Genomic DNA, 22,724 nt, shown 5'->3' with positions numbered 1-22,724 from the left:
ATGTCGAACCTGATCAACCTCATCAAATCGATCCCCGGCATGATCTGGGACGCGGTGCTGTGGATCTTCGAGAACGTCGGCAACCTGATCAGCTGGGTCTTCTTCACCATCTACGACGGCCTGCTCACCGTCCTTTATTCCTTTGCCGCGGCCATCGATTTCAGCGCCGTGATGTTCAACGCCGCCGCCCAATATTCGAGCATGCCGAGCCAATTGATCTGGCTGATCAACCAAATCGGACTGCCGCAGGGTTTCACCTACCTCGGCGGGGCAATCGTTATCCGCATGCTGCTGAACCTGCTGCCGGCAGCCATTACGAGGGTCTGACCATGCTCCATATCCGCTATATCTTCCGCACCCTGGCCTTTGACCGCTGGCTGCAACGCGAACTCAGACACATCGACGACCACGACCAGAAACAACTCTTCATGTCAGCCCTGAACCGCGTGCTGAGAACCAAACGCCGCCTGATCAAACGGGAGACTGCGTCATGAGATACACCAACCACCCCGAACGCCTCGTACTCTATACCCTGATCGTCGACGGTAAAAAACTGAGCGTTGGCACGTCTTCAGCCTTCAAACACTTCAGAGACTTCAAGGGCATCACCCTGCAGCTGGCAACCAACGAGGACATCGAAACGCTGGAAATCCATCCCGGCACCCCGGCCCGGTTCCGTAAACGGATCAACGAATTCCTCGACTCCCGCCGCCAAATCCGCGTAACAAGACCAAGCGAGACCATCCGATGATCTTCGGCTACACCGGCACGCCGGGCAGCGGCAAGACCTATGAAGCCGTCGTGCTCATCCTGCAGAACCTGAGTAAGGGCCGGGTTGTCTTCACCAACATCAACGGCCTGGAAAAGCCGGAATGCCGCGAAGCGATCAAAGCCGTCTGCGGCCTGTCCGAACTGGCTATCACCCGTCAGCTGCAGATCCTCGAGCCGGATCAAATCGAAGACTTCTGGATGCACGTCATCCCCGGCGCGATGATCGTTATCGACGAAGTGCAGAAATACTTCTCCAGCCGCGACTGGCAGATGGAGAAGAACAAACGCTTCGGCTATTGGGCCTCCACCCACCGCCACCACGGCTTCGATGTGGTGCTGATCACCCAGAACGCCGAACGGGTCGACGCGGCCGTGCGCTCACTGTGGGAATGGAACTACGTCTTTCGCAAGGTCAACTTCTTCGGCGGCGCGGTGCAGCGGAAATATCTCTGTTATTCCTTTGCCGGTGACGAAGCGCACGGCATGCCGCTGAAGAAGGAAGTCAAAACCTACAACCCGAAAATCTTCCTTTGCTATAAATCCTACGTGTCGGATGACATCGAAGAGATGAACATCAAAAAACACGTCAACGTCCTCAAACATCCGGTCTTCTTTGCCATCCCGATCGTCCTCGGCCTGACCCTGTATCTCGTCTTCTTCAAGTCAAGCTTTGCCACCGGCGATCTGTTCGGCAACAAGAAGATAATCGACGATTACCAAGCCAAACAACAGCAGCAGACCAGTAAAGCCGCACCTACCACCACAACGCCGCTCCCTGACGCCGTCTCCGTGCACGCCCCGACCATTACCAGACAAACCGATTCCTCGGGTAGAACCCTGTTCACCAACCGGACCGCCAGCCATGAAAAAACCAGCTCATAAAACACCGCTGCCGCTCACCATCATAACCGCGCTGCTCCTCTTGCTGACGGCAACGAGCACCCCTGCCATGCAGACCGTACAAACCGGCGATCCGAGACATAACCCGGACAACTATATCAGCGTCGACTTCGACAACGCCCCCTTGAAAGAAGTCATCTTCACCATCGCCGACTATGCCGGTGCACCGTTTGTCTTTAACGACCTCGGCGATCTGCTCATTTCCTGGACGCAGCGGGATATCTATAAACACGACGTCATCACCGCCTTCACCGCCGCAGTCACCGCGATCGGCCTGACCTGCCAGCTGATCGACGGCCCGAACCCGTTCTATTTGATCAAACAAGACTCCCAGCTCACCCAGGGCGGCGCAGAACATGCCACCGGCATCTACCACCTGCAAAACATCAGCGCCGAAGCCGTCAAGGACGCCGCCGAAATCCTCTACGGCCAAAAACTCTCAGTCGGCTTCTTCGAGGGCAACCAGACAGTGGCCTTCTCAGGATCAACCGGCCTGGTCCAGGACTTCAGCAAACTGCTGCAGCAGATCGACCGGCCCCTGGACGATGACCTCGAGGTCATCCGGCTCAAACACATATCAGTCCGCACCGGCCTCAAAGCCCTTGCCGATCTGCAAGTCCTCGAATCAAACTCATTCTTCCCGGACCACTGGAACAGCTCAATCCTGGTACGCGGCACCGCTCACCAGCGATCGGTCGCCCGGCTGGCGCTCAACGCCATCGACCAACCACAAGAAGGCTGGGTCGACCAAGTGGCGTTTGTCCATACCACCGGCGTCGACCAGGCAACCGAGATCCTGACCGGCCTCTATAACCAGCTGGAGATCCGCACCATCGGCAGCAACCGGCTGCTCATCTCCGGACCAGCGGACCAGGTCGACAAAGCCACGGCCACCCTGACCCGAATCGACGGCACCGGCCTGCAGGTCAAGGTGGAAGCGATCATCGCTTACCTGACCGATCGCGAGTTCAAGGAACTCGGCCTGCGGCTGAGCTACGAAAACTCATCGTTTTTCGGCGCGATCAACAACAACATCCTCGACACCCTGATCACCCGCAACACCGGCCTGCTCATCGACTATTTCAACGACGTGCTCGGCCTGAGCTTTGCCGCCAAGGACGGCAACGCCCACGGCGAGATCCTGTCTTCTCCGATGCTCACCGTATTAAACGGCCAAGCCGCACGGATCCACGTCGGCCAGAACGTGCCGTATCTCTCCAGGGCCAACTTCAACCAGAACGACGGCCAGGACACCGGCACGTCGATCGAGCGCCAGGACGTCGGCATTACCTTCAGGGTGCAACCCTATATCGAACCAGACGGCGACTTCATCCACCTCACCGTCGACCAGGTCGTATCGAACGTCACCGGCGACTCCGCCCTGGGCCAGCAGGCCGTGGACATAATCTTCGATAAGAAGGAAATCAGCTCCACGGTCCTCGTCGCCGACGGCGACACCATCTTCCTCGGCGGCCTCAGAACCGAGGAAACCGGCAAAGCAACCGACCACATCCCCTTTCTCAGCGCCTTGCCGATCATCGGCCAGCTGTTCACCTACGACGCCGACCAGCACGAACAGCGCCACCTGATCGTCTCGCTTCGGGTCAACGTCATCGAGAAGAACTCATAACCAGGAGCCTCCCGATATGACCCGCATCCGCTCTTTTAATCATCAAGCCGCTGTTAGCTTCGCCTCCGGCGAAGCGTTGCTTGATCCGAACGTCATAAAGCTGGAAGGGCCGCCCCGTGTGAGCCCGGAGCTTTATGACGTTGCCTTTTGCGCAGCAAACAAACCGCTCTTTTCCATCCCGCCCGCAGGGCGGCTTCCCCGTTAACCCCAGCCACCAGGTAAGCCCGCAATGACCACCACCCCAACCACCCGGAATCATCCACCCGTTTCATCGCATTCCCAAGCCGGATTAACAAGGGGGGTTCAACTCTCCAAGGGTCTTGATCGGCTGAAGTTCGGCCTCTACGTCCAATTTGAATCAACAAGGTTTTTCGATATCCTGACCGACGCCAAGGAAGAAGCGCAAGATCAGCGCAGCCAGATCCCGATCAGACTCGGCCCGGATAACAACTATGATTACAACTGCCACAGCAACGGCCGGAAAGGCGGTTACAACTTCCACCTTTCCCGGGCCGACGTCGATATCTTCATCTCGACCAGAAAAGACTACCTTCTTACCCCGAACGTCTGGGTAGACATCGGCTCCGCGTCCTGCTGGAGTCCCGGCTACAACGAAGTAATCTACTTCATCAGCAAGCTGATCAACCTCTGGGACGGTAAGATCATCAAGAACAGCGTTTCGGAAGTCCACCTATGTACGGACTTTATCGGCCTGGACATCGAGACCCTGCCGCTGCAGTCGTGGAACCGCTGGGTAACAAGAGCCAACCGCCTGCACTCATTCAGTGATCGCAACCGGTTTTCCGGCATCACCTTGACCCAAACCGAAGGCACCCTGAACCTCCACCCTGATATCGAAAACGATGACCTGGAAGAAGTGGAAACCGGCATCCGCATCGGAGAAGGCGATATCATGATGCGTATCTACGACAAGGTCCTGGAGATCAAACGCAACGGCTCGAAACAATCGCTGTTCGCCTCGGTCTGGAATAAGACCGAATACAACCAAACCCAAGTCACCCGCGTTGAATTCCAACTGAGGAAAAACGTACTGAAACAGTTCCGGATCAGATCCCTGGAAGACCTGAAGAATAAACAAGACGGCCTGTGGAAATACTGCACCCACGAATGGGCTAGACTATCCAAAGATCCCATCGACCGCAAGAACCGCCACCAGGACCGGGCCAAACTCCATGGGTTCTGGCAGCTGGTCCAATCGGTCAGCTGGGGCACCTCACCACCAACCACCCGCCGCAAACCACTCCCGCAAAAAGACAAATACCTGCTTCTCGATATGATGGTCGGCTGCGCGATGAACATGGCTGCGATCGACGGCTGCAAATACGACAACATCGACCAGATCACCATGTACCTGATGGGCGAGGTAGACACCTGGTGCCGAACGAAGGCCAGGGAAATCAACCCGAAAACCGGCCGCTCCGAACTCCAGGAGAAAATGAAAACCAAGATCAACGAAGTCTGGCCGTATGGATACGGCGAGATTCCCGGCCCGAGCGAATACGACAGCATGAACGGTTTTTTTTCCCACGGCAAAGAGATCACTATCCAGCAAGCGATATAATTTCTAACAAAGAAGAGCGTCAAACTTGAACCTTCAGCCAAACACAAGTATGATTTTCCCCAATCAACCAGGGGGTGTTTGTATGAAAGGTTCCGTGCATTTCCGTAAAGACCGGGGCGTGTGGTTTGTCCTCTGGTATCACAAGCTAGAGAGGAAAGAATACAAAATCTATCGGTATAAGGGCGAGCTCATGTACAGTGAGCGCGTCGCTCAGAAACTCCTTGCTGTCATGCAGGGAGACACCGAAAACGGCACTTTCAGGATCGAGAAATTTACCGGCCATGGCTGGACCGATACCGTCCCTTATCTCTATGAATGGCTCGATGTCGTTAAAAACGATTTGTCACCAGCGACCTATAAGGATTACCGGAACAGCATAAAGAACCATCTCGAACCGTTTTTCACGGAACATCCCTTCCAACTTCATGAAATCCAATACGACGTCCTGCGCAAACTGCTGAACTCAATCAACCGTGAAGGAAAGGGCAGGGCGAACGTGATGTATTGCCTTCATGCGTGCCTCACATACGCCTGGCGATCAAGACGAATACCTGACACCCCTCCATTCCCTGAAAAGAAACATTATCGAATTCAAGAGAAGACTATCACCTGGCTGCCGGAAGACCGACAATTGTCAATCCTCGAGAAAATTCTAAAAGAGCACCAGCCGATATTCTATTGGCTGAAGTACCACCTACGTCGACCAGGTGAAGCAATGGCTCTTCACCGGGTTGATTATGATTCAGTAAATGATTTGTTTATCGTTCGCCGTTCTATTTCAGCTCGAACACTAGTCAACAGAACGAAAACCGGCGTAGAGCATGTCATTCCCTGCCATAGTTTGTTCAGGCCGTTTATCAAGAAAGTAAGAAAAGATCTGAGCCCTTATTTCTTCACATGCTCCAATTCTCGGTCAGAGGGAAAGCGCTACACCAGCTCGATTATGAACCGGATCTGGAAGGAAGCGTGTAAAAAAGCAAATGAACAAATCTCAATGTATGACGGATTGAAACATTCGAGCTGCAGCCAATACGTGAACGAAAAGAATATGGCTCTCTCGGATTTACAACTGATCACCGATCATGCACGCTTAGATTCTGTGAAACGATACGCAAAAGTAGAAGTATCGAGACGACGTGAGTTGATGGAAGGAAACGTTGTCAAACTGAAGAAGGTCCGGGAATAAAATTGACGATCGTCTTGCCTAAAATTCTGATAATTCCTGCCATTTTTTCGTGTTTGCATTTTCACGAAACCTTATTGTTGCACTGATAGCCGGTTTTTGGAAAAAGGTCTTACCAGAGCATAGCCTGCCGACAAATGTTTCTTTTACATTGACTTTATCGGTGTAAGGTGATTTTCTTTTTATTGCATGGGCTTGGTGGTGTGGCATTTTTTAGACAACTATGGGTTGTGTCTAAATCAATCGTATCAATTGCTTATCAAGCAGTTTCCTGTCGGACATATAGCGGACTGTGTGAAATTATCGCAATACAAGAATTTAAGCAAGGTATAGCATTAACTCTACCACGGGTGGCAGCAAAGTAGGTATGTGCCGGCCACGTCTTCTGGTCTAGCCAATGACGGCAGTTAGGAGTTGTGCAGAGTAAGCAGAAAATCTGGATATCTTCTCAAACTTCTTAATGAAGAGTACTACCATGTATAATACAGACGATCGGAAAGACCCAAACATTCTGAATAAACGGCTTGGCAGTTTGGAAGAAGTGATAACTGAAATCAGTATGGTCCCTGATCTGAAAGATTTTTTAAGGAGATTAAACGTAATCCAAGGGGCAGTTTTTGATGAAATAGACAAAAGAAGAGGTGGGGAGTCTTAAAAGCATTGCCAATGCCCACAAGCTGGACGACGGTTTTTGTTTGTATATCATGAGTGGAACATAGTGGTCATCCCGAAACCCTCCCGGGGAGTGAATCGGGCACGGAAAAACATAGATTTTCCAGATACCTATGTGTCATGGCATGTATTCGATTCCCATGCACTTCCGCCATTTTCTCAGGCGACCGCCTTTTTCAGTAGTGGAAAGCCCAGCTGTTCCCGTTGTGCCACATACCCTTCCGCGACTTTTCTGGCGATATTTCTGATCCTGCCGATGTAGCGGGTCCGTTCGGCGACACTGATCGCTTTGCGGGCGTCGAGCAGGTTGAAGGTGTGGGAACATTTCAGGCAATAGTCGTAGGCCGGTAATACCAACCCTTTTTCCACCAGTTTCTGTGCTTCCTCCTCGAAACTGTTGAAGAAGCCGATCATTTTCTCGACCGGAGCCTCTTCGAAGTTGAAGGTGGAAAACTCCACTTCGGCACGGTGGAAGATATCGCCGTAGGTGACTTCGTCGTTCCAGGCGATGTCGTAGACGCTGTTCACTCCCTGCAGGTACATGGCGATGCGTTCGAGGCCATAGGTGATCTCCGCGGTGATCGGGTGCAGGTCGATCGAACCGGCCTGCTGGAAATAGGTAAACTGGGTGATTTCCATGCCGTCGAGCCACACTTCCCAGCCCAGTCCCCAGGCACCCAGGGTCGGTGATTCCCAGTCGTCCTCGACAAATCGGATATCGTGTTCGAGCAGATCGAGGCCGAACCGTTTCAGACTTTCCAGGTACAACTCCTGAATATCGAGCGGTGAGGGCTTGATAACCACCTGATACTGATAATAGTGTTGCAGGCGGTTGGGATTTTCACCGTAACGGCCGTCGGTCGGACGACGGGAGGGCTGAGGGTAGGCGGCCTTCCACGGTTCCGGGCCGAGAGAGCGGAGCAGGGTGGCCGGATGAAAAGTGCCGGCACCGACTTCCATATCGTACGGTTGTTGAATGATGCACCCCTGCTCGGCCCAATACGTGTCGAGCGCGAAGATGATATCCTGGAAATTCATTGCTGCTCCTTGTTGACGTTGGTCTCTGCTACCTTGTGCTATCCGTGGGTGGGCCCGATCTGTTGCCGACGCACCGCGTCGGCGTGATGCACAGATTGCAGTCCAGTTTATAATTGCAATCTTGACTTTTGTCCAGCGCATCAGCATTATAATGACCCGTCCGGCACGGATCGGGCGCCATCTTTGTTGAGAGTATACCATGAAAGTCAACGATAACGACCAGCGGATCAGGTCATTGTTGCGTTCGGCCCGGGTTATCGCCGTGGTCGGTCTGTCGCCGAAAGAGCAGCGACCAAGCAACCAGATCGCCCGCTACCTGCTGGCGGCGGGTTACCGGGTCATTCCCGTCAATCCCGGGCAGGACACGATTCTCGGGCAAACCTGTTACCCCAGGTTGGACGAGATACCCGAGCCGGTCGACATTGTCGATGTTTTCAGGAAGGCCGCAGAGGTGCTGCCGATCGTCGCTCAGGCGGTGGCCATCGGTGCGGGGGCCGTCTGGCTACAGCAGGGAATCGTCAACGAGGAAGCGGCTGTTCAGGCGGAAGCGGCAGGTCTTTTCTGCATCATGGATCGCTGTATCAAGATCGATCACCAGCGCTTGCTCGGCGCGCGGCGGCTCAGTTAAAGCAGGTCCTCGAAGGTCCATGGAACCACAAATCCTCCGTATCCGCGGCGCGCGGATGCACAATCTGAAGAACATCGACGTCGACCTGCCGCGCAATGCCCTGGTGATCTTTTCCGGGTTATCCGGTTCCGGTAAATCGACCCTGGCCTTTGATACACTCTATGCTGAAGGCCAGCGCCGCTATGTCGAATCCCTGTCCACCTATGCTCGGCAATTTCTCGGCCAGATGGACAAGCCGGAGGTCGACTCCCTGGAGGGTCTCTCGCCGGCGGTATCGATTGAACAGAAGACGACGAGCAAGAACCCGCGTTCTACGGTCGGCACGGTGACCGAGATTTACGATCACCTTCGTCTGCTCTTCGCCCGCTGCGGTCAACCCTGCTGTCCGCAGTGCGGCTCGGAGATCCGTTCCCAGTCCGTCGAGGATATGGTCGATGCGCTTCTCGGCGAACCCGACGGCACCAAAGTAATTCTTCTCGCGCCAATGGTTACCGGACGTAAAGGCCGGCACGAGCAATTGCTGGCCCGGATCAGGAAAGAAGGGTTTGTCCGAGTCCGTATCGATGGCGAGATCGTCCATGCCGACGAGGTTGAGGAGTTGGAGAAGAATAAAAAACACTCCATCGACATCGTCGTCGATCGCCTCGTCGTCCAACAGTCGATCCGCCGGCGCTTGTCGGACTCCATTGCTACGGCGGTCAAGATTAGTTCCGGTTTTCTGCTGGCCTTGTTTCCCGATGGCGGTCGGGAACAATTGTTCAGTGAACTGGCCGCCTGTCATGCCTGCGGTATTTCTCTGCCGCGGGTGACCACCCAATTGTTTTCCTTCAATAATCCGCAGGGTGCCTGCCCCGAGTGCGGCGGCCTTGGCGTCAAACAATTCTTTGACGAGTCGCTGATCGTACCTGACGACACCCTGGCCATCGCTGCTGGTGCTATTGCTCCGTGGGGTTGGCGGAACGAGGCAACCTATACCGGGCAGATGCTGGCCGATGTTGCAGCGCATTATGGATTTACCCTGCATACACCGTTCGCCGAGTTGTCGGCGAAACAGAAAGAAGCGGTGCTTTATGGATCAGGCAGTGAAGAAATATCGTTTCATTACCAGAAGGGGCGTCGGGTGATGACGGCGGTGCAGCAATTCGAAGGGGTTATCCCGCAACTAAATCGTCGGTTTCATGAGACTCAGTCGGCGATGATCCGTGAAGAACTCGGCCGTTATATGAACGAGCAGATCTGCCCGACCTGCCGTGGAGCCCGTCTCAAACCCGAGGCTCTGGCGGTCAGGATCGGTTCGTACAATATCCATGAGCTGACGGAGCTGTCCATCGGCATGTTGTTGCACGAGCTGCCGTTGCTACCGTTTTCTGAGCGGGAACGGACGATCGGCGAACCGATCCTGAAGGAGATCGTTGATCGTCTCTCGTTTCTCGAGGATGTCGGTCTTGGGTATCTGACCCTGGACCGGCGATCGGGGACCCTGTCCGGTGGTGAAGCCCAGCGAATTCGCTTGGCCTCGCAGATCGGCTCCCGTCTGGCCGGTGTCCTCTATATCCTGGATGAACCGAGTATCGGGTTGCATCAGCGCGATAATCAAAAACTGATAAATACCTTGCTTGAACTTCGGGATCTCGGCAATACCGTGATTGTCGTTGAGCACGATACGGACACCATTCTGGCAGCCGACCATGTCCTCGATATGGGACCGGGGGCCGGTGTTCGCGGAGGAACAGTCGTCTACAACGGTCCGGTCGTCGGACTTCTTGATTGCCCGGAATCGGAGACCGGGGCATACCTGGCGGGCCGGAAATGCATTGCCGTGCCGGCAAATCGCCGCCAGGCAAGGCATACGGGCAGCAAGCGCAGAGAATTGCGGTTGACCGGAGCCTGCGTCAACAATCTAAAGTCAGTTGCCGTCTCCTTTCCGCTCGGAGTGATGATCGCGGTCACCGGGGTTTCGGGGTCGGGCAAGAGCAGCTTGGTGATGGAATCCTTGTTTCCGTTGGCCCGGCAGGGAACGTCCCGCAGGAAACGGAAAATCGAGCGATACGGCGCCGTGTTGACCGGACTTGAGTTGATCGATAAAGTGGTCGATATCGACCAGAGTCCGATCGGTCGTACCCCCCGCTCCAACCCGGCAACCTATACCGGTGTATTTACGCCGATTCGGGAATTGTTCGCCAAATTGCCGGAAGCGCGGGCCCGTGGCTACCAGCCCGGCCGCTTCAGCTTCAACCTCAAAGGCGGACGCTGTGAGGCCTGCGATGGAGAGGGAGTGCTGCGGATTGCGATGCACTTTCTCCCCGATGCCTATGTCGTCTGTGAGCGCTGTGACGGCAAGCGTTACAATATGGAGACGCTGGAAATTCTGTACAAAGAGCGTTCCATTCACGACATCCTGTCGATGACCGTCTCCGAAGCGCTTCTCTTTTTCGAGCACGTGCCGGCCATCGCCAGCCGGCTGCAGACGCTGGCCGATGTGGGCCTCGGCTATATCAAGCTTGGACAGTCTTCGGTCACGCTGTCCGGTGGGGAGGCGCAGCGCGTCAAGCTAGCCAAGGAACTGTCGGCGCGTAGCACCGGGCGGACACTCTACATCCTCGACGAGCCGACGACCGGATTGCATCCCGCCGATATCAAACACTTGCTGTCCGTGTTGACGCGGCTGGTCGACCAGGGCAACACCGTGGTGGTGATTGAACACAATCTCGATGTCATCAAGACGGCGGACTGGCTGATCGATATCGGACCGGAAGGTGGTGACAGCGGAGGGCGGATCGTTGCCACCGGCACACCGGAGGAGATCGCCGCCGAACCGGCCTCGTTTACCGGGAGGTTTCTCAAGCAAATTCTGGAAGAGGAGCTCGGTAATGAGTGTTGATGCCGCTGATCAAGCTTTTCCACCGGGTCAAGAGAAGGTCAGATCCGGTCCGGCTAGCCCGGCCGGTCAGGTAAAAAACTTGCGCCTGCAGCCATAATACAGTTAAATGGCCGCGACATTGAAAGCGACTGATTTACCGATAATTTCAATCGAGGATATGACATGACGGACAAGGCAGCAGAGACAGAATCAACGGAAAAACCGATCCTCCGTTTGCAAAAGATGTATGTGAAGGACCTCTCGTTCGAGAACCCCAACGCGCCTGAGGTTTTCCGCAACACGCAGAAGGCGGAACCCAATGTCGAGTTGAATCTGAAGCTCAATAACCGTAAGATCGGTGACGAACATTGGGAGGTGTCCATGGAAATCACCGCCAAGGTGACGACCAAGGGCGATGAGGAAAAGGTGTTATTCATGCTCGAAGTGGAGCATGCCGGCATCTTCCTGATGAAAGCCATCCCGGAAAAGCACCTCGCCATGGTGCTCGGTGTCGAATGCCCGACCATGCTGTTTCCGTTTACCCGGCAAGTTGTCAGTCAGGCCGCGGTAGACGGCGGATTCATGCCGTTCCTGATGGAGCCGATCAATTTCCTGGCCCTTTTTCAGAATTCGCAGAAAGAGAATTCAACCTCGAATTGATTGATCGATAATCGATCTGAGCACCGCAAATATAAACGCCTCTGCAGTCAATTCAGATTGCAGAGGCGTTTGTTGTTTGGCAGGGGGATGCTAGTGGGGGATTAGAGGCCGTAGGTCACGAAGTCGTCAACGAGGCTGGTCACGGCCTTTTCAATTGCGCTGTCGAACAACGCATCATATTGACTGTCAGAGAAGAACGATTCCGGAGAGACCTGGACACGGATGCGGTTCGTCCAGACGATATTACCCGTGGCGGCTTCCTGGACCCAGATTCTCATCTGCACCACTGCTTGATCGACACGACCGCTGTTGAATGCCTGATCTCCAAAGACGGCTCCTGTTGCGGCCCAGAAAATAGAATTGGTCGTGGAGTTGCTTGCGCCGAAGTAGGTGCGGCCGGAGTCAGGATCATAGGGCCACTCCGCTTCAGAGCCAATCAGCCCGCCCCAGCCGGCACCGGCGGTCATCTGTTCCCAGCGATCATATTGATCGGATCCGGCAAAACCGTAGGCTATCCTGCTGGTGCCGCCAAGTACGAAGGGAAGGACGCCCTTTTTCCATGGCTCCCACGTGGCTTCCTGACGGGTCTTGAATTCCAGGACGCGGCCACGAATGATATAGTCGGCCTGAAATTGTCGTCCGATTTTACGAATATTGTCCGTGGTTAGCCCATGGGTTCCCGGTGCAGAAACTGCTTTATTGTCGCGGGCAACCTGTTGCTGTAAAATATATCCCCGGATCTTCTCTTTCATAACGGAGGACCAATCGCCGGTTAGTTCATTGTTCAGCGAAGTGGAATGACTTTCCTCGTAGGCAACGAGGTTGATCAGGCTTTGGTCGACCATGTAGCGGAAGACATCCTCCTGAATCGGTAAGCGAAACCCGTTGGCTACCAACCGGTCGGTCAAGGATTCTGAGATTTGCAGGTTTCGCCGATGGGCGGATGCGAGGTTGTCTGCAAAGGAATAATCAGCGAATGGCAGAATGACCGCGGTTTTCCCTTGACCCAGTCCATTGAGCCCCGGTCCTTGAGGAACGTTAAGTGTTTCGACGACGGTCTGGCCACATCCGGCCAACAGTAATGCCAAAAATCCGACCATCAGATATTTCAGCCTGTTCATGATAATCTCCCTGCCTGAATGATGAAATGGTAAATCGGAAACAGTTGTTTCTTCAATTAAAGGATCCGCGGTTTTAACAGAATAATGAGTTCACGTTTTTCGTTGGTTTTCTCTTCGAACCCGAACAGATAGCGGAGTATTGGAACTTTTCCAAGCATCGGGAAGAAATTGCTGTCGGTATCTTTAATTTCGTTAATAAGTCCACCGATGACCAGCATCTCATTATCCTTGATGCGCACAGTTGTGCTCATTTCCCGAACATTAACAATGGGCAGACCGACTATCGTTCCGAGTGTTCCAAATTCTTTATATTCAATCGGTTCAACGAGTTCGGAGGTGATCGGTACCAGGTTCATGATTACCTCTTTGTCGTCGAGGATAGTTGCGGTAAGCACCAGCCCCAGACCGGACAGGATTCTCTCTGTTTCGGTCGTATAGGTAATGAACCCGGTATCTGAATCGTATTCAGCATCGACGCTGTCGATATAAGTGACATTTCGTCCCACCGTCAGCAGGGCTGGCTGGCCGTTCATGACACTGATTTTCGGGTTTGAAAGGACTTGCGTGTCTCCCTGCGTCTCAAGAGCATTGAGAAGCACTTCGAAATTGGCAGGGTTGAGGGCAAGCTTGGAAACGAATCTGGTTGGATCGTAGATTTTGCCATGCTCGAAGCCATCATCAAAACTGCTGTTATTTGAACTGACATATGGCCAAATCTGTCCATCTCTGCTGGGATCACCGAAGGTGACAGTGCCCATAACGCTGAAATTTTGAAGAACTTTGTTCCAGTTGATACCGATTGAGGAGTTATCGGTCAGCTTGACCTCGATGATTTTTGCCTCGATGGCGATTTGCTTGTAGAGCTCGGTGGTAAGACTGTCAAAATAATTTTGCAGCTCGTTAAGTAAGGGTCGGGGAGCGGTGACGGTTACAATCCCGACCGGTTTGTCGATAAGATACGTTACACCTCCCGAAGAGATTTGGCGTGTTGCCATAACTTGCGTTTCGTCGGCAGTAGTGGAGTTTCCGCCATCTTCTTCTGCGGTTTCGGGTTCCGCAGCTTGAGTTACTGCCGTCGTGCTCCAGAGGGCGATAATTTTATCCATATTTGTCTGGATGTTTTCCCAGATATCGAACGTATTGCCTTCCGCCTTGAGCTCGATAGTTCCGTCAACGTTGTTGGATAGTTCATCACTACCAAGCAGATTTCCCCCTACTCCAGTCTTGTAATCTGATTTCACGAACGGCATGGCCACACGGAACTGTCTTGTCTCTTTGTATTTGACGACGATCGTGTTTCCCTGCATTTCGTGGAAATAATCAACTTGCCTCAGAAGGTTGTCGATTGCTTCATAAAAATCATCATTGGCGTTGATATCGACATCGACAAGCACCTGCTGATCGACATCACTGGCCCAGGAGACGTTCATGTTTTTCAGGGCCGCCAATCGCTTGAGGATGTCCCAGAGCGGTTGCGGACCTCTCGTGGATTTAATGGTGGCCCCGACTTTGACGGTGGTTGCATCGTTGCCCAGATCCAGTTCTTCATCCCCCTCGATACCAACGATATAGGCAGGAGTCTGGTACATTACCGGAAGGTTTCCCGGTCCTTTCAACCCAGCTTGGGTATCTGGAGTAGCTGGTTGCTCAGTCGCCGGTGGTGTGACTTCAACGTCGCTTTCAGTTACGGTATCTTGGCGAGTGCTACACGATGCGAGCAGAAACAGCATGATTGCCAGATAAACTAGTAGTCCTTTGATAGCCTTCATCTTTGAGAACCTCGTCGGCAGTGGTGACAAAACTGGTTATTGATTGATGCCTTTATAATATATGTGTTCAGCGGATTGCCGCTGAGACTCTTTGCTCCACGTATTCTTTCAAGTCAAGTCGCATCTGAAACCCGGACGAGAGCAGTGCTTTGTAATTTGCGGTAGCTTTTTCATACTCACCAAGTTTGTCATAGATACGGGCTCTGCTCAGCAGGGAATGTAGGTTGTCGCCATAATGCTGGCTGTACGTGTCGAGCAGTTTCAGCGCAATCCTTTCCTGGTTGTTATTTTCGCTGAAGGCAGCATAGCTGAATAGGGCTTCCTCCAAAGGAGGATCATCACTGATACTTTGAGTGAAATAATCGACCGCTTCCGGCAGTCGGTCCATGTTGGCTGAACTGATGGCGCAATAGAGAGCAGCCTTGGTGTTGTCCGGAGCTTTCTCAAGGGCCAGTTTCCCGTAGTGCAGTGCCTTGGCATTCATATTCAGGCGACCGAGATACAAATTGGCCAATTTTGTAGTAATCTTTGCGTTGTCCGGCCAAAGTTCGGCTGCTTTTTCGTACAGTTTAGCAGCTTCCTCGAAATCGTCCTTTTGCTCCACGGCGCGAGCTTGGCGGAGCAGTTCCTTGGCTTGCATAATTTCAGCCGGTTGACTGGCCGATTCCTGAATGATTAGGGCTTCCTGCTGGACGACCTCTACATCAGCCTCGAAGCTGAGGTTGTCCATGGCTCGTTCCGGCCAGATGAATTGTTTATCCTTCGGATAGATGACAATTGTGTTGAACCGCTCTTCTTTCTTCAGGTCGGCAAGGTTCAGGACTATATCGAGGGCAAACTCCCATGGGACATCGTTGAGGGCAATGGTGATGGAGCCGTTAACGGCTTCATCAACGATGATATTTATGTCGGAAATTTCCCGGAACAAACGGAAGACATTATGGATATCGATTTTGTAAAAATCGACGCTGATTCGCTCGCTCTTATAGCCGGAAAATGAAAAGTTATCTTTCATTTTTTCCGCTTCACTTTGCTGCCGTTCTGCTGGCTCAGCCATAGCGACGTCAGTTGTCGGTGTGTCGAACAAGGAGTCGGCAACAGGATCGTCCTGGGGCGATGGTGTCGCCGCGGCTGTCTCGGCAACTGCCGGCTGCGCGGTGATCTCGATGCGCAGGTTGTTGAGCACCCGCTGGACATCGTACGTGCTGTCTTCGCCCAGGGCGAATTCTAGGCGGGCAATAGACGGCTCTTGGTCTTTCAGGATAGAGAGATGGAGCTTGGCGATATCGTTTTCCGGGAGGAGTTGATCAAGATTGATTTCACTGTTGAATTCCGCCTCGGCGATGTCGACAACCAGACGGTATGGATCGAAACGTTCGGAAACCGTATAAGCCGGAGCGCTTTCACCGATCAGCAGCAGAGACAAGTTGTCTGAACCTATCTCCGTCTTGACCGCTCTGACCTGGTAGGCACTGCCGGTTTGCGCCTGGTCGGCCGCCGGAGCGACCTGAGCGAGGGAATGAGAGAGGCAAATAACGGAGATGATGGCCAGTGTGGTCTTGATAAGCCGTGTATACATTGTCTATTCTTCTCCCTCTTTCTTTAATACCATGGCAATTTTGTTGGTCAGGATTTCCCCGCTTCGGGTCCTGGCTGTTTCTTCGATGATAACCCGGCCCGGTGCTATTTCTGAAACCGCGCCCCGCCTGCCGATCTTCGTACCTTCCTTGATGATGTAGCCTTTGCCGGTGAAATCCTGAACCATTGCGAATTTGTCGTTCTCTGTGGCCATCAGGGCAACGAGCGTCAACTGAGACGGCTCAAAGAGTTGCATGCCGGTCAGGATTTTGTCTTCCTCGATGATTTCATCCGGATTTTCGTTGCGGGTGGAACGCTCGGTGATAAAAGGCATGAATGGATCAGCGCGACCTTCAATGCGGTATTCGAAGGTTTCCGTACTCGATTTGATAGCCAATGGCTCCGCTCCTGTCGACGACGTGGCTTCATCGACCTGAGCGTTCGATGATTCATCTGCCGCGATTGTGGCAGTAGCCGACAAAATCAGCAGTAAAGCGACAGAAAGCAGAAAAAGGGTGCTGAGCTGGGTTCGAGCAATCATGGTCATGGCATGGGGCTGAAATTAAAACGCATTATCGTTGACCGGGTCTCATTTCTTTTTCTTGTCCTCGGAAATTTTGACATTGGTAAAACGATAGGTCATCAACTGGCATTGAGAATCCAGCAGCATCTCGCCGGTAACTTTCTGTGGTGAGCCCATGGTGATATTGGAGACACTGACGATACGGTCGAGCTTGCTGATCTGATCGAAGAAGTAGCCCACTGAGTGATAAGGCCCGCGAACGGTGATGTCCACGGGAATCTCGTTGTAATAATCGCGGGGTGTTTCAGGACGCGGCACGAAAGAGAGAAAGTCCAGACCGGCGTTCTGGCCAAGGGCAGAGATATCTTTCAGCAGAGACGGGATCTCTTGCTCTTTCGGTAGCATCTGGGCAGCTCGCTCGAATTCCTCCTCGATTTTTGCCACCTCGGCAACAAGTTGCGGTTTGTTGCGCTCTTTCTGCTGGAGCTTTCTGATATCGTCAGCCAAGGTGGCACTCTTCTTCTCGAGACCGGCAATCGTATCCTGGTTTGCTTGATAGAAGACGAAATAAAACACCACGATGGGCAGGATGAGCAACAGCGCGGCGATCCCGAGTTTGATACGGTTATCCAGCGGGATATATTTCTTGTCCAGGAACGCTGTGAATTTTGAGTCTTTCTTTCTCATGGGCTGACGATATTCCTGAATATGTTACTGTTGCTTCCCTTCATCAGGGGCCGTTTCGGTGGTCGTTGCCGGCGATCTGACATCGCAGACCAGACTGAAGGATTTCAGGTCCTTACCGCTGACCGACCCCAGCGAACTGTTGCTCAGGCCGACCGAATTAACATAGGGTGATTTGAACCTCAGTTCGTCCATGAATTGCGCGATCGTTTCGTTGTCCAGTGCATAGCCCGACAGGGAAAGTCGCCCACCGCTCTGGTTGAGCGAAGTCAGCCACATTCTGTTGTTGTCGATCAGCTTGGCAACTTCATCCAGGACGTGAACCGTCAGGTAACTATCGGTTTTAAGCTGATTGATAATACGGATTTTTTCGTTGAGTTCAAGCCGTTTCTGTTCGAGCTCGGCAAGTTCCTGGACGACCTTGTCAAAGGATTTTTTTTCCTTTTCTCGTGCCTGGATTTCCTCGTTGAGCGAAGAAATCCTCGCTGCCTGCAGCATGCCGACAAAGGTCAACAGGACCAGTACGCCGCAGAAGATCACGAGGGCGGCAAGGATCTGGTTGCGCGCCTTGGCCCGCTTTTTCAGCTGCCTGATGGGAAGGAGGTTGATTTTCAGCATGGCTCACCTGGGCTCGGGAAGCTCCTTATACGACCGATGGCCTGATGGCAATTCCCGAAGCGATGGCCATTTCCGGGCCGACGCTTTTCAGGTACTCAGGGTCGATCTTCTTGTCGTTGGAAATCATGTTGGCAAAGGGGTTGAACAACTCGACGGGCAGGCCGGTCTCCCTGTGCAGGTAATCGGTCAGGCCGCCAACCTTGGCGCCGCCGCCGCTCAGGATGAGGTGTTCAAGCGGGGCGTCCGGGTAATTCGAATGGTAGAGGTCGATCGCTTTTTTGATCTCCAGGACCCACTGGGTACAGACCGTGGTAAAGATCTGCTCGAGTTCTTCCTGCTTGTCCTCGGCCGACATGCGTCCGAGTTTGATGGCTTCCGCCTCGTCGAAGTCGATATCGAACTGGTTCATGATCTGTTCGGTCAGCTGTCGGCTACCGACCACGATATCACGGGCAACGACGGAAATACCCCTGGAGATGATATTGATGTTCATCTTGGCGGCGCCGATATCGACCAGGGCGACATTGCCGGTTTTCGGCGTGTTGTATTCGTAGGTGTTTTCCAGCGCGAACCCGTCGACGTCGACGACGGTCGCCTGCAGGCCGATATTCTCGAGCATATCGAGATAATCGTCGACGATCTCTTTCTTGGCGGCCACCAGCATGACATCGGTCCGCTCATTTTCGTTGGTGCCGGTCTTCAAGTCCTGGAAGTCGAGATAGACATCTTTGATGTCGAACGGGATGTATTGTTCCGCTTCGCTCATGATGTGTTCTTCCATCTGATCGTCGCTCATCACCGCCAGATTGACCTTCTTGACGATCACCGAATAACCGGAGATGGAAAAACCCACCTTCTTCTTTTTGATCTTCAAATTCTTGAACAGGTCGGCGACGACGGCGCCGACCACTTCGGGTTCATTCAGGGTTCCGTCGTCGACTGCGCCTTCCGGCAGGATGGCGGTGCCGAGACAGACGACGGAATAGGCCTTGTCGGAACGTTTGAGCTGGCACACCTTGACAGCATGTGAGCCGATATCGACACCGACCACGAGTTCTTCAGAAGAGATAAACGGCAGTTTCATGTCTGCAGGCAGAATGCTCTATTGGTATGTTTGGAGTCAAGGAATAGCCAATAAATTACAGACTTTCCAACTTAAATTACATTAAGGACATAAAAAGTGAGGTTTGTCAAGAAAAAGGAAGGAAAAAATGCAAACCTTTTTCTATTTTAAACAGGGAGTTATTCAACTTAATAACCATTTCGAAACTGGATTACTACTATATATGGTTGGTGTAAGTCGTTCGCACTCATCATGTAGTATACAGCGTAACTCCTTGCCGATAAAGAAAAAGAGTTTGATATCTCTGGTCATCGGGTGATCGTTCTTGTATAAAGATCCGTTTTCAAGTAGCTTTGCCGGGACGATTTATCATCTCAATTCAGGCATGGTCGATACCCAAAGTGAGGGATAGCAGGTGAGCACCGAGCAAAAAAAGAAGTCGGTTGTCAGAGAATATGCGGAAGCGATTGGAATCGCTATTCTGTTGGCTCTTTTCATCAGGACCTTTGTCGTTCAGGCGTTTAAAATTCCATCGGGTTCGATGTTGCCGACGCTGCAAATCGGCGATCACCTGCTGGTCAATAAGTTTATCTACGGCATCCGCCTGCCGTTTGCCGGTACGGTGCTGGTGCCGATCAAAGAGCCGAAGCGCGGTGATATTATCGTTTTTCGCTTTCCCCGAGACCGATCGACGGATTATATTAAGCGAGTGATCGGGCTCCCCGGTGACAAACTCGAGATCAGGGATAAGACCCTGTTGATTAACGATAGCCCGATCGACGATCCGCATGCCCATTTCACCTCGGCACAGGTGCTGCCGGGAGACATCAGTCCCAAGGACAATCTCGGGCCGATCGTCGTGCCGCCCGACAAATATTTCGTCATGGGGGATAATCGGGACAACAGTTCGGACAGCCGCTTCTGGGGGTTCGTCGACGATGCCGATATCCTCGGGAAGGCAATGATTATCTACTGGTCCTGGGATATCGACGAGCCGCTCCTGTCTGTCGACCGCTTTGCCTCGATCAGGTGGGATCGCCTCGGGGATATCATTCGTTGACTCGCGTTGCCGGGTCCGGAGACTTCCGTTGTCGCACTGTATGCCGTTTGCTTTTCCGTATCGCGATCGATGGGAGCGCCGGCTGTGGTGTCGGCGTTCACGGGAACCATAACGCAGTGAGGGCATGATGACCGGGCAGCAGACTCATGTGTTCAGGCATAAACATATCTTCGGGCTCGAGCAGATGTCGCGCGAAGATATCGAATATATCATCGCAACGGCGCACTCCTTCAAGGAAATCTCCAATCGTTCGATCAAGAAAGTTCCCACCCTGCGTGGAAAAACCGTCGTCAACCTCTTTCTCGAACCGTCCACCAGGACCCGGCTTTCCTTCGAAATTGCCGCCAAACGGATGAGCGCCGATACCTTCAACATCGCCTCATCGACCAGTTCCGCCGCCAAGGGTGAGACGATCATCGATACGGCGCGCAATATCGAGGCGATGAATCCCGATATCATCGTGCTGCGCCATTCAAGCTCCGGGGCCCCGCACCTGCTGGCCCGCCATGTCGACTGCCCGGTGATCAACGCCGGTGACGGCACCCATGAACATCCGAGCCAGGGACTGCTCGATATCATGACCATCCTGGAACACAAGGAGCGTCTTGACGGACTGAAAATCGCCATCGTCGGCGATATCTCGCACAGCCGGGTGGCCGGTTCCGATATCATCGGTTTTACTCGTCTCGGGGCACGGGTCTGCCTGGCCGGTCCGGCAACCTTCATCCCGTACGGTATCGCCTCGGCAGAAGTGGAGGTCGCCGCGACGGTCAAGGAAGCGGTTACCGGCGCCGATGTGGTCATGGCCCTGCGTATCCAGAAGGAGCGACAGCAGGACCCGTTGATCCCCTCCCTGCGGGAATACGCAATTCGCTATGGCATCAACCGAGAGGTGCTGCAGTATGCCCGTGACGACGTGTTGATCATGCACCCCGGTCCTATCAACCGAGGGGTGGAGATGAGCCCCGATGTGGCCGACGGTCCCTGGTCGGTCATTCTCGATCAGGTGACCAACGGTGTCGCGGTGCGGATGGCGTTGCTCTACCTGGTGCTCGGCGGTGTCAAAGAGAGCCAGGATACGGAGGGATGAGATGTCAGTAGTGATCATCGTGGATAACGGCAGGATCATCGATCCGCTGCATGGGGTTGACAGCCATGGTGAACTGTGGATCTGCGACGGCCGAATCGTCGCGGCCGGGTCAGTGCCGGCCGATGGGGCGCAGCGTTTCGACGCCGAAGGATGTTGGGTGGTGCCGGGCCTCATTGACATGCATGTCCATCTCCGGGAACCCGGCGAGGAATACAAGGAAACCATTGTTTCCGGTACCCGGGCCGCAGCTGCGGGCGGTTTCACCGGTGTGGCCTGTATGCCCAATACCAAGCCGGTCAATGATTGCGGCTCGGTTACCACCTTTATCCTGCGCACTGCCGAGCAGGGGGCGGCCCGGGTCTACCCGGTCGGCGCCGTCAGCAAGGGCAGTGCAGGCGGCGAACTGGCCGAATATGCAGAGATGAAGGAGGCCGGTATCGTGGCGGTCTCCGACGACGGCCGGCCGGTGATGAACAGCCAGTTGATGCGGCGAGCCCTGGAGTATGCGGGCAGCCACGGCCTACCGATAATTTCCCACCCGGAAGACGACGCGCTGAGCCGCAACGGTTCCATGCACGAGGGATTTGTCTCCACCCGGCTCGGGTTGCGCGGCATTCCCGCCGCCGCCGAGGCGATCATGGTCTATCGCGAGATCGCCCTGGCGGAGTTGACCGGCACCAGGATGCACCTGGCCCATATCAGTACCGCGGCCAGTGTCGACCTGATCCGGCGTGCCAAGGATCGCGGCATCGGCGTTACCGCGGAAACGGCGCCCCACTATTTTTCGTTAACCGACGAGGCGGTGCGCGGGTACAACACCAATGCTAAAATGAACCCGCCGTTGCGCAGTGAAATCGATCGTCGGGTCATTATCGAGGCGCTCGGCGACGGGACGTTTGATGCCATTGCCACCGATCACGCCCCACATTCCGTGCTGGAAAAGGATATCGAGTTCGACCTGGCGGCAAACGGCATCATCGGTCTGGAAACTGCGCTGCCGCTGGCGCTGGCCCTGGTCCGTGACGGTTCCCTGTCGGTTGGCCGGCTGGTCGAGCTGCTCTCGGTCAATCCAGCCCGGATTCTCGGTGTTGCCGGCGGCTCTCTGGCAATCGGCAGCCCTGCCGATGTGACCGTGATCGACCCGCGGAAACGCTTTGTCTTTGCCGAAGAGACGATTGTCAGCAAGAGCAGGAACAGCCCCTTCCTGGGGCGGGAGCTGACCGGCAAAGCGGTGCTGACCGTCTGCGGCGGCCGGATCACCCATGCCGAGCTGATGCCGAACTGATCTCAGCGT

The 22,724-nt window shown here is 53.9% G+C and carries 22 protein-coding genes; 14 read left to right on the top strand and 8 right to left on the bottom strand.

The genetic code is table 11. The features are described 5' to 3' along the window. The 8 genes from BUC26_RS01590 to BUC26_RS01560 all read left to right on the top strand — a co-directional run bounded on the left by BUC26_RS01590 (position 1) and on the right by BUC26_RS01560 (position 6,069). Positions 1 to 327, top strand: coding sequence for a hypothetical protein (locus BUC26_RS01590; RefSeq protein WP_073373072.1), 327 nt, complete (start codon positions 1 to 3; stop codon positions 325 to 327). A 2-nt stretch (positions 328 to 329) separates the two neighbouring features. Continuing rightward, complete coding sequence (locus BUC26_RS23345; protein WP_153307067.1) at positions 330 to 494, top strand: hypothetical protein; 165 nt, start codon at positions 330 to 332, stop codon at positions 492 to 494. Beyond that, a complete protein-coding gene (locus BUC26_RS01585) occupies positions 491 to 751 on the top strand; it encodes a hypothetical protein (RefSeq protein WP_073373071.1) in 261 nt (86 codons plus the stop codon). The genes BUC26_RS23345 and BUC26_RS01585 overlap by 4 nt, the downstream gene beginning before the upstream one ends. Beyond that, the gene (locus tag BUC26_RS01580; protein ID WP_073373070.1) at positions 748 to 1,653 is read left to right on the top strand and encodes a zonular occludens toxin domain-containing protein; all 906 of its coding nucleotides are present in this window, start codon (positions 748 to 750) and stop codon (positions 1,651 to 1,653) included. Before BUC26_RS01585 ends, BUC26_RS01580 begins: the two co-directional genes overlap by 4 nt. Beyond that, positions 1,634 to 3,301: a type II secretion system protein GspD gene (locus BUC26_RS01575; RefSeq protein WP_073373069.1), complete on the top strand. Its 1,668-nt coding sequence runs from the start codon at positions 1,634 to 1,636 to the stop codon at positions 3,299 to 3,301. The genes BUC26_RS01580 and BUC26_RS01575 overlap by 20 nt, the downstream gene beginning before the upstream one ends. A gap of 16 nt (positions 3,302 to 3,317) precedes the next feature. Then, positions 3,318 to 3,506, top strand: coding sequence for a hypothetical protein (locus BUC26_RS01570; RefSeq protein WP_073373068.1), 189 nt, complete (start codon positions 3,318 to 3,320; stop codon positions 3,504 to 3,506). Positions 3,507 to 3,530: 24 nt separating this feature from the next. Beyond that, a complete protein-coding gene (locus BUC26_RS01565; RefSeq protein ID WP_073373067.1) occupies positions 3,531 to 4,883 on the top strand; it encodes a hypothetical protein in 1,353 nt (450 codons plus the stop codon). 82 nt (positions 4,884 to 4,965) lie between these two features. Continuing rightward, on the top strand, positions 4,966 to 6,069 hold the full coding sequence (locus BUC26_RS01560; protein ID WP_073373066.1) for a tyrosine-type recombinase/integrase: 1,104 nt from the start codon (positions 4,966 to 4,968) through the stop codon (positions 6,067 to 6,069). 828 nt (positions 6,070 to 6,897) lie between these two features. On the opposite strand, the gene glyQ is transcribed toward BUC26_RS01560, so the two are convergent. After that, entirely contained in the window at positions 6,898 to 7,776 is an 879-nt protein-coding gene (gene glyQ, locus BUC26_RS01550; RefSeq protein WP_073373064.1) for a glycine--tRNA ligase subunit alpha, read from the bottom strand. A gap of 199 nt (positions 7,777 to 7,975) precedes the next feature. On the opposite strand from glyQ, the gene BUC26_RS01545 reads away from it, so the two are divergent. The 3 genes from BUC26_RS01545 to secB all read left to right on the top strand — a co-directional run bounded on the left by BUC26_RS01545 (position 7,976) and on the right by secB (position 11,924). Then, complete coding sequence (locus tag BUC26_RS01545) at positions 7,976 to 8,404, top strand: CoA-binding protein (RefSeq protein WP_073373063.1); 429 nt, start codon at positions 7,976 to 7,978, stop codon at positions 8,402 to 8,404. A 19-nt stretch (positions 8,405 to 8,423) separates the two neighbouring features. Beyond that, positions 8,424 to 11,285 carry an excinuclease ABC subunit UvrA gene (uvrA, locus tag BUC26_RS01540; RefSeq protein ID WP_073373062.1) on the top strand — a complete coding sequence of 954 codons (2,862 nt, stop codon included), beginning with the start codon at positions 8,424 to 8,426 and terminating at the stop codon, positions 11,283 to 11,285. Positions 11,286 to 11,447: 162 nt separating this feature from the next. Continuing rightward, a complete protein-coding gene (gene secB / locus BUC26_RS01535; protein WP_073373061.1) occupies positions 11,448 to 11,924 on the top strand; it encodes a protein-export chaperone SecB in 477 nt (158 codons plus the stop codon). Between the two features lie 101 nt (positions 11,925 to 12,025). Here the strand turns inward: secB and BUC26_RS01530 are convergent, their stop codons facing one another. From BUC26_RS01530 to pilM, 7 genes are all read right to left on the bottom strand, one after another. Next, positions 12,026 to 13,045: a hypothetical protein gene (locus BUC26_RS01530; protein WP_073373060.1), complete on the bottom strand. Its 1,020-nt coding sequence runs from the start codon at positions 13,043 to 13,045 to the stop codon at positions 12,026 to 12,028. Between the two features lie 56 nt (positions 13,046 to 13,101). Beyond that, positions 13,102 to 14,814 carry a pilus (MSHA type) biogenesis protein MshL gene (gene mshL / locus BUC26_RS01525; RefSeq protein WP_073373059.1) on the bottom strand — a complete coding sequence of 571 codons (1,713 nt, stop codon included), beginning with the start codon at positions 14,812 to 14,814 and terminating at the stop codon, positions 13,102 to 13,104. A 67-nt stretch (positions 14,815 to 14,881) separates the two neighbouring features. Beyond that, positions 14,882 to 16,393 (bottom strand): secretin and TonB N-terminal domain-containing protein, encoded by a 1,512-nt coding sequence (locus tag BUC26_RS01520; RefSeq protein WP_073373058.1) that lies wholly within the window; start codon positions 16,391 to 16,393, stop codon positions 14,882 to 14,884. 3 nt (positions 16,394 to 16,396) lie between these two features. Further along, complete coding sequence (locus tag BUC26_RS01515) at positions 16,397 to 16,933, bottom strand: pilus assembly protein PilP (protein ID WP_279626261.1); 537 nt, start codon at positions 16,931 to 16,933, stop codon at positions 16,397 to 16,399. 48 nt (positions 16,934 to 16,981) lie between these two features. After that, positions 16,982 to 17,602 (bottom strand): type IV pilus inner membrane component PilO, encoded by a 621-nt coding sequence (locus tag BUC26_RS01510; protein WP_073373056.1) that lies wholly within the window; start codon positions 17,600 to 17,602, stop codon positions 16,982 to 16,984. 24 nt (positions 17,603 to 17,626) lie between these two features. Then, positions 17,627 to 18,217, bottom strand: coding sequence for a PilN domain-containing protein (locus BUC26_RS01505; protein WP_073373055.1), 591 nt, complete (start codon positions 18,215 to 18,217; stop codon positions 17,627 to 17,629). 25 nt (positions 18,218 to 18,242) lie between these two features. Next, positions 18,243 to 19,301 carry a type IV pilus assembly protein PilM gene (gene pilM / locus BUC26_RS01500; protein WP_073373054.1) on the bottom strand — a complete coding sequence of 353 codons (1,059 nt, stop codon included), beginning with the start codon at positions 19,299 to 19,301 and terminating at the stop codon, positions 18,243 to 18,245. 394 nt (positions 19,302 to 19,695) lie between these two features. On the opposite strand from pilM, the gene lepB reads away from it, so the two are divergent. From lepB to BUC26_RS01485, 3 genes are all read left to right on the top strand, one after another. Continuing rightward, positions 19,696 to 20,340, top strand: a complete 645-nt coding sequence (lepB, locus tag BUC26_RS01495) for a signal peptidase I (protein WP_073373053.1) — start codon at positions 19,696 to 19,698, stop codon at positions 20,338 to 20,340. Positions 20,341 to 20,467: 127 nt separating this feature from the next. After that, positions 20,468 to 21,430 (top strand): aspartate carbamoyltransferase catalytic subunit, encoded by a 963-nt coding sequence (locus BUC26_RS01490; protein WP_167369251.1) that lies wholly within the window; start codon positions 20,468 to 20,470, stop codon positions 21,428 to 21,430. Between the two features lies 1 nt (position 21,431). Further along, complete coding sequence (locus BUC26_RS01485; protein ID WP_073373051.1) at positions 21,432 to 22,715, top strand: dihydroorotase; 1,284 nt, start codon at positions 21,432 to 21,434, stop codon at positions 22,713 to 22,715. Positions 22,716 to 22,724: the final 9 nt, after the last annotated feature.

The sequence above is a fragment of the Desulfofustis glycolicus DSM 9705 genome, from assembly GCF_900130015.1.
In the GTDB taxonomy this organism is placed as follows: Bacteria; Desulfobacterota; Desulfobulbia; order Desulfobulbales; family Desulfocapsaceae; genus Desulfofustis; species Desulfofustis glycolicus.
The sequence above is the reverse complement of the archived record's forward strand: the minus strand, read 5'-3'. Positions and strand labels throughout refer to the sequence as shown.

Coding starts and splice junctions, on each gene's coding strand:
- BUC26_RS01590 (WP_073373072.1), top strand. CDS start 1: ATGTCGAACCTGATCAACCTCATCAAATCGATCCCCGGCATGATCTGG.
- BUC26_RS23345 (WP_153307067.1), top strand. CDS start 330: ATGCTCCATATCCGCTATATCTTCCGCACCCTGGCCTTTGACCGCTGG.
- BUC26_RS01585 (WP_073373071.1), top strand. CDS start 491: ATGAGATACACCAACCACCCCGAACGCCTCGTACTCTATACCCTGATC.
- BUC26_RS01580 (WP_073373070.1), top strand. CDS start 748: ATGATCTTCGGCTACACCGGCACGCCGGGCAGCGGCAAGACCTATGAA.
- BUC26_RS01575 (WP_073373069.1), top strand. CDS start 1,634: ATGAAAAAACCAGCTCATAAAACACCGCTGCCGCTCACCATCATAACC.
- BUC26_RS01570 (WP_073373068.1), top strand. CDS start 3,318: ATGACCCGCATCCGCTCTTTTAATCATCAAGCCGCTGTTAGCTTCGCC.
- BUC26_RS01565 (WP_073373067.1), top strand. CDS start 3,531: ATGACCACCACCCCAACCACCCGGAATCATCCACCCGTTTCATCGCAT.
- BUC26_RS01560 (WP_073373066.1), top strand. CDS start 4,966: ATGAAAGGTTCCGTGCATTTCCGTAAAGACCGGGGCGTGTGGTTTGTC.
- glyQ (WP_073373064.1), bottom strand. CDS start 7,776: ATGAATTTCCAGGATATCATCTTCGCGCTCGACACGTATTGGGCCGAG.
- BUC26_RS01545 (WP_073373063.1), top strand. CDS start 7,976: ATGAAAGTCAACGATAACGACCAGCGGATCAGGTCATTGTTGCGTTCG.
- uvrA (WP_073373062.1), top strand. CDS start 8,424: ATGGAACCACAAATCCTCCGTATCCGCGGCGCGCGGATGCACAATCTG.
- secB (WP_073373061.1), top strand. CDS start 11,448: ATGACGGACAAGGCAGCAGAGACAGAATCAACGGAAAAACCGATCCTC.
- BUC26_RS01530 (WP_073373060.1), bottom strand. CDS start 13,045: ATGAACAGGCTGAAATATCTGATGGTCGGATTTTTGGCATTACTGTTG.
- mshL (WP_073373059.1), bottom strand. CDS start 14,814: ATGAAGGCTATCAAAGGACTACTAGTTTATCTGGCAATCATGCTGTTT.
- BUC26_RS01520 (WP_073373058.1), bottom strand. CDS start 16,393: ATGTATACACGGCTTATCAAGACCACACTGGCCATCATCTCCGTTATT.
- BUC26_RS01515 (WP_279626261.1), bottom strand. CDS start 16,933: ATGATTGCTCGAACCCAGCTCAGCACCCTTTTTCTGCTTTCTGTCGCT.
- BUC26_RS01510 (WP_073373056.1), bottom strand. CDS start 17,602: ATGAGAAAGAAAGACTCAAAATTCACAGCGTTCCTGGACAAGAAATAT.
- BUC26_RS01505 (WP_073373055.1), bottom strand. CDS start 18,217: ATGCTGAAAATCAACCTCCTTCCCATCAGGCAGCTGAAAAAGCGGGCC.
- pilM (WP_073373054.1), bottom strand. CDS start 19,301: ATGAAACTGCCGTTTATCTCTTCTGAAGAACTCGTGGTCGGTGTCGAT.
- BUC26_RS01490 (WP_167369251.1), top strand. CDS start 20,468: ATGACCGGGCAGCAGACTCATGTGTTCAGGCATAAACATATCTTCGGG.
- BUC26_RS01485 (WP_073373051.1), top strand. CDS start 21,432: ATGTCAGTAGTGATCATCGTGGATAACGGCAGGATCATCGATCCGCTG.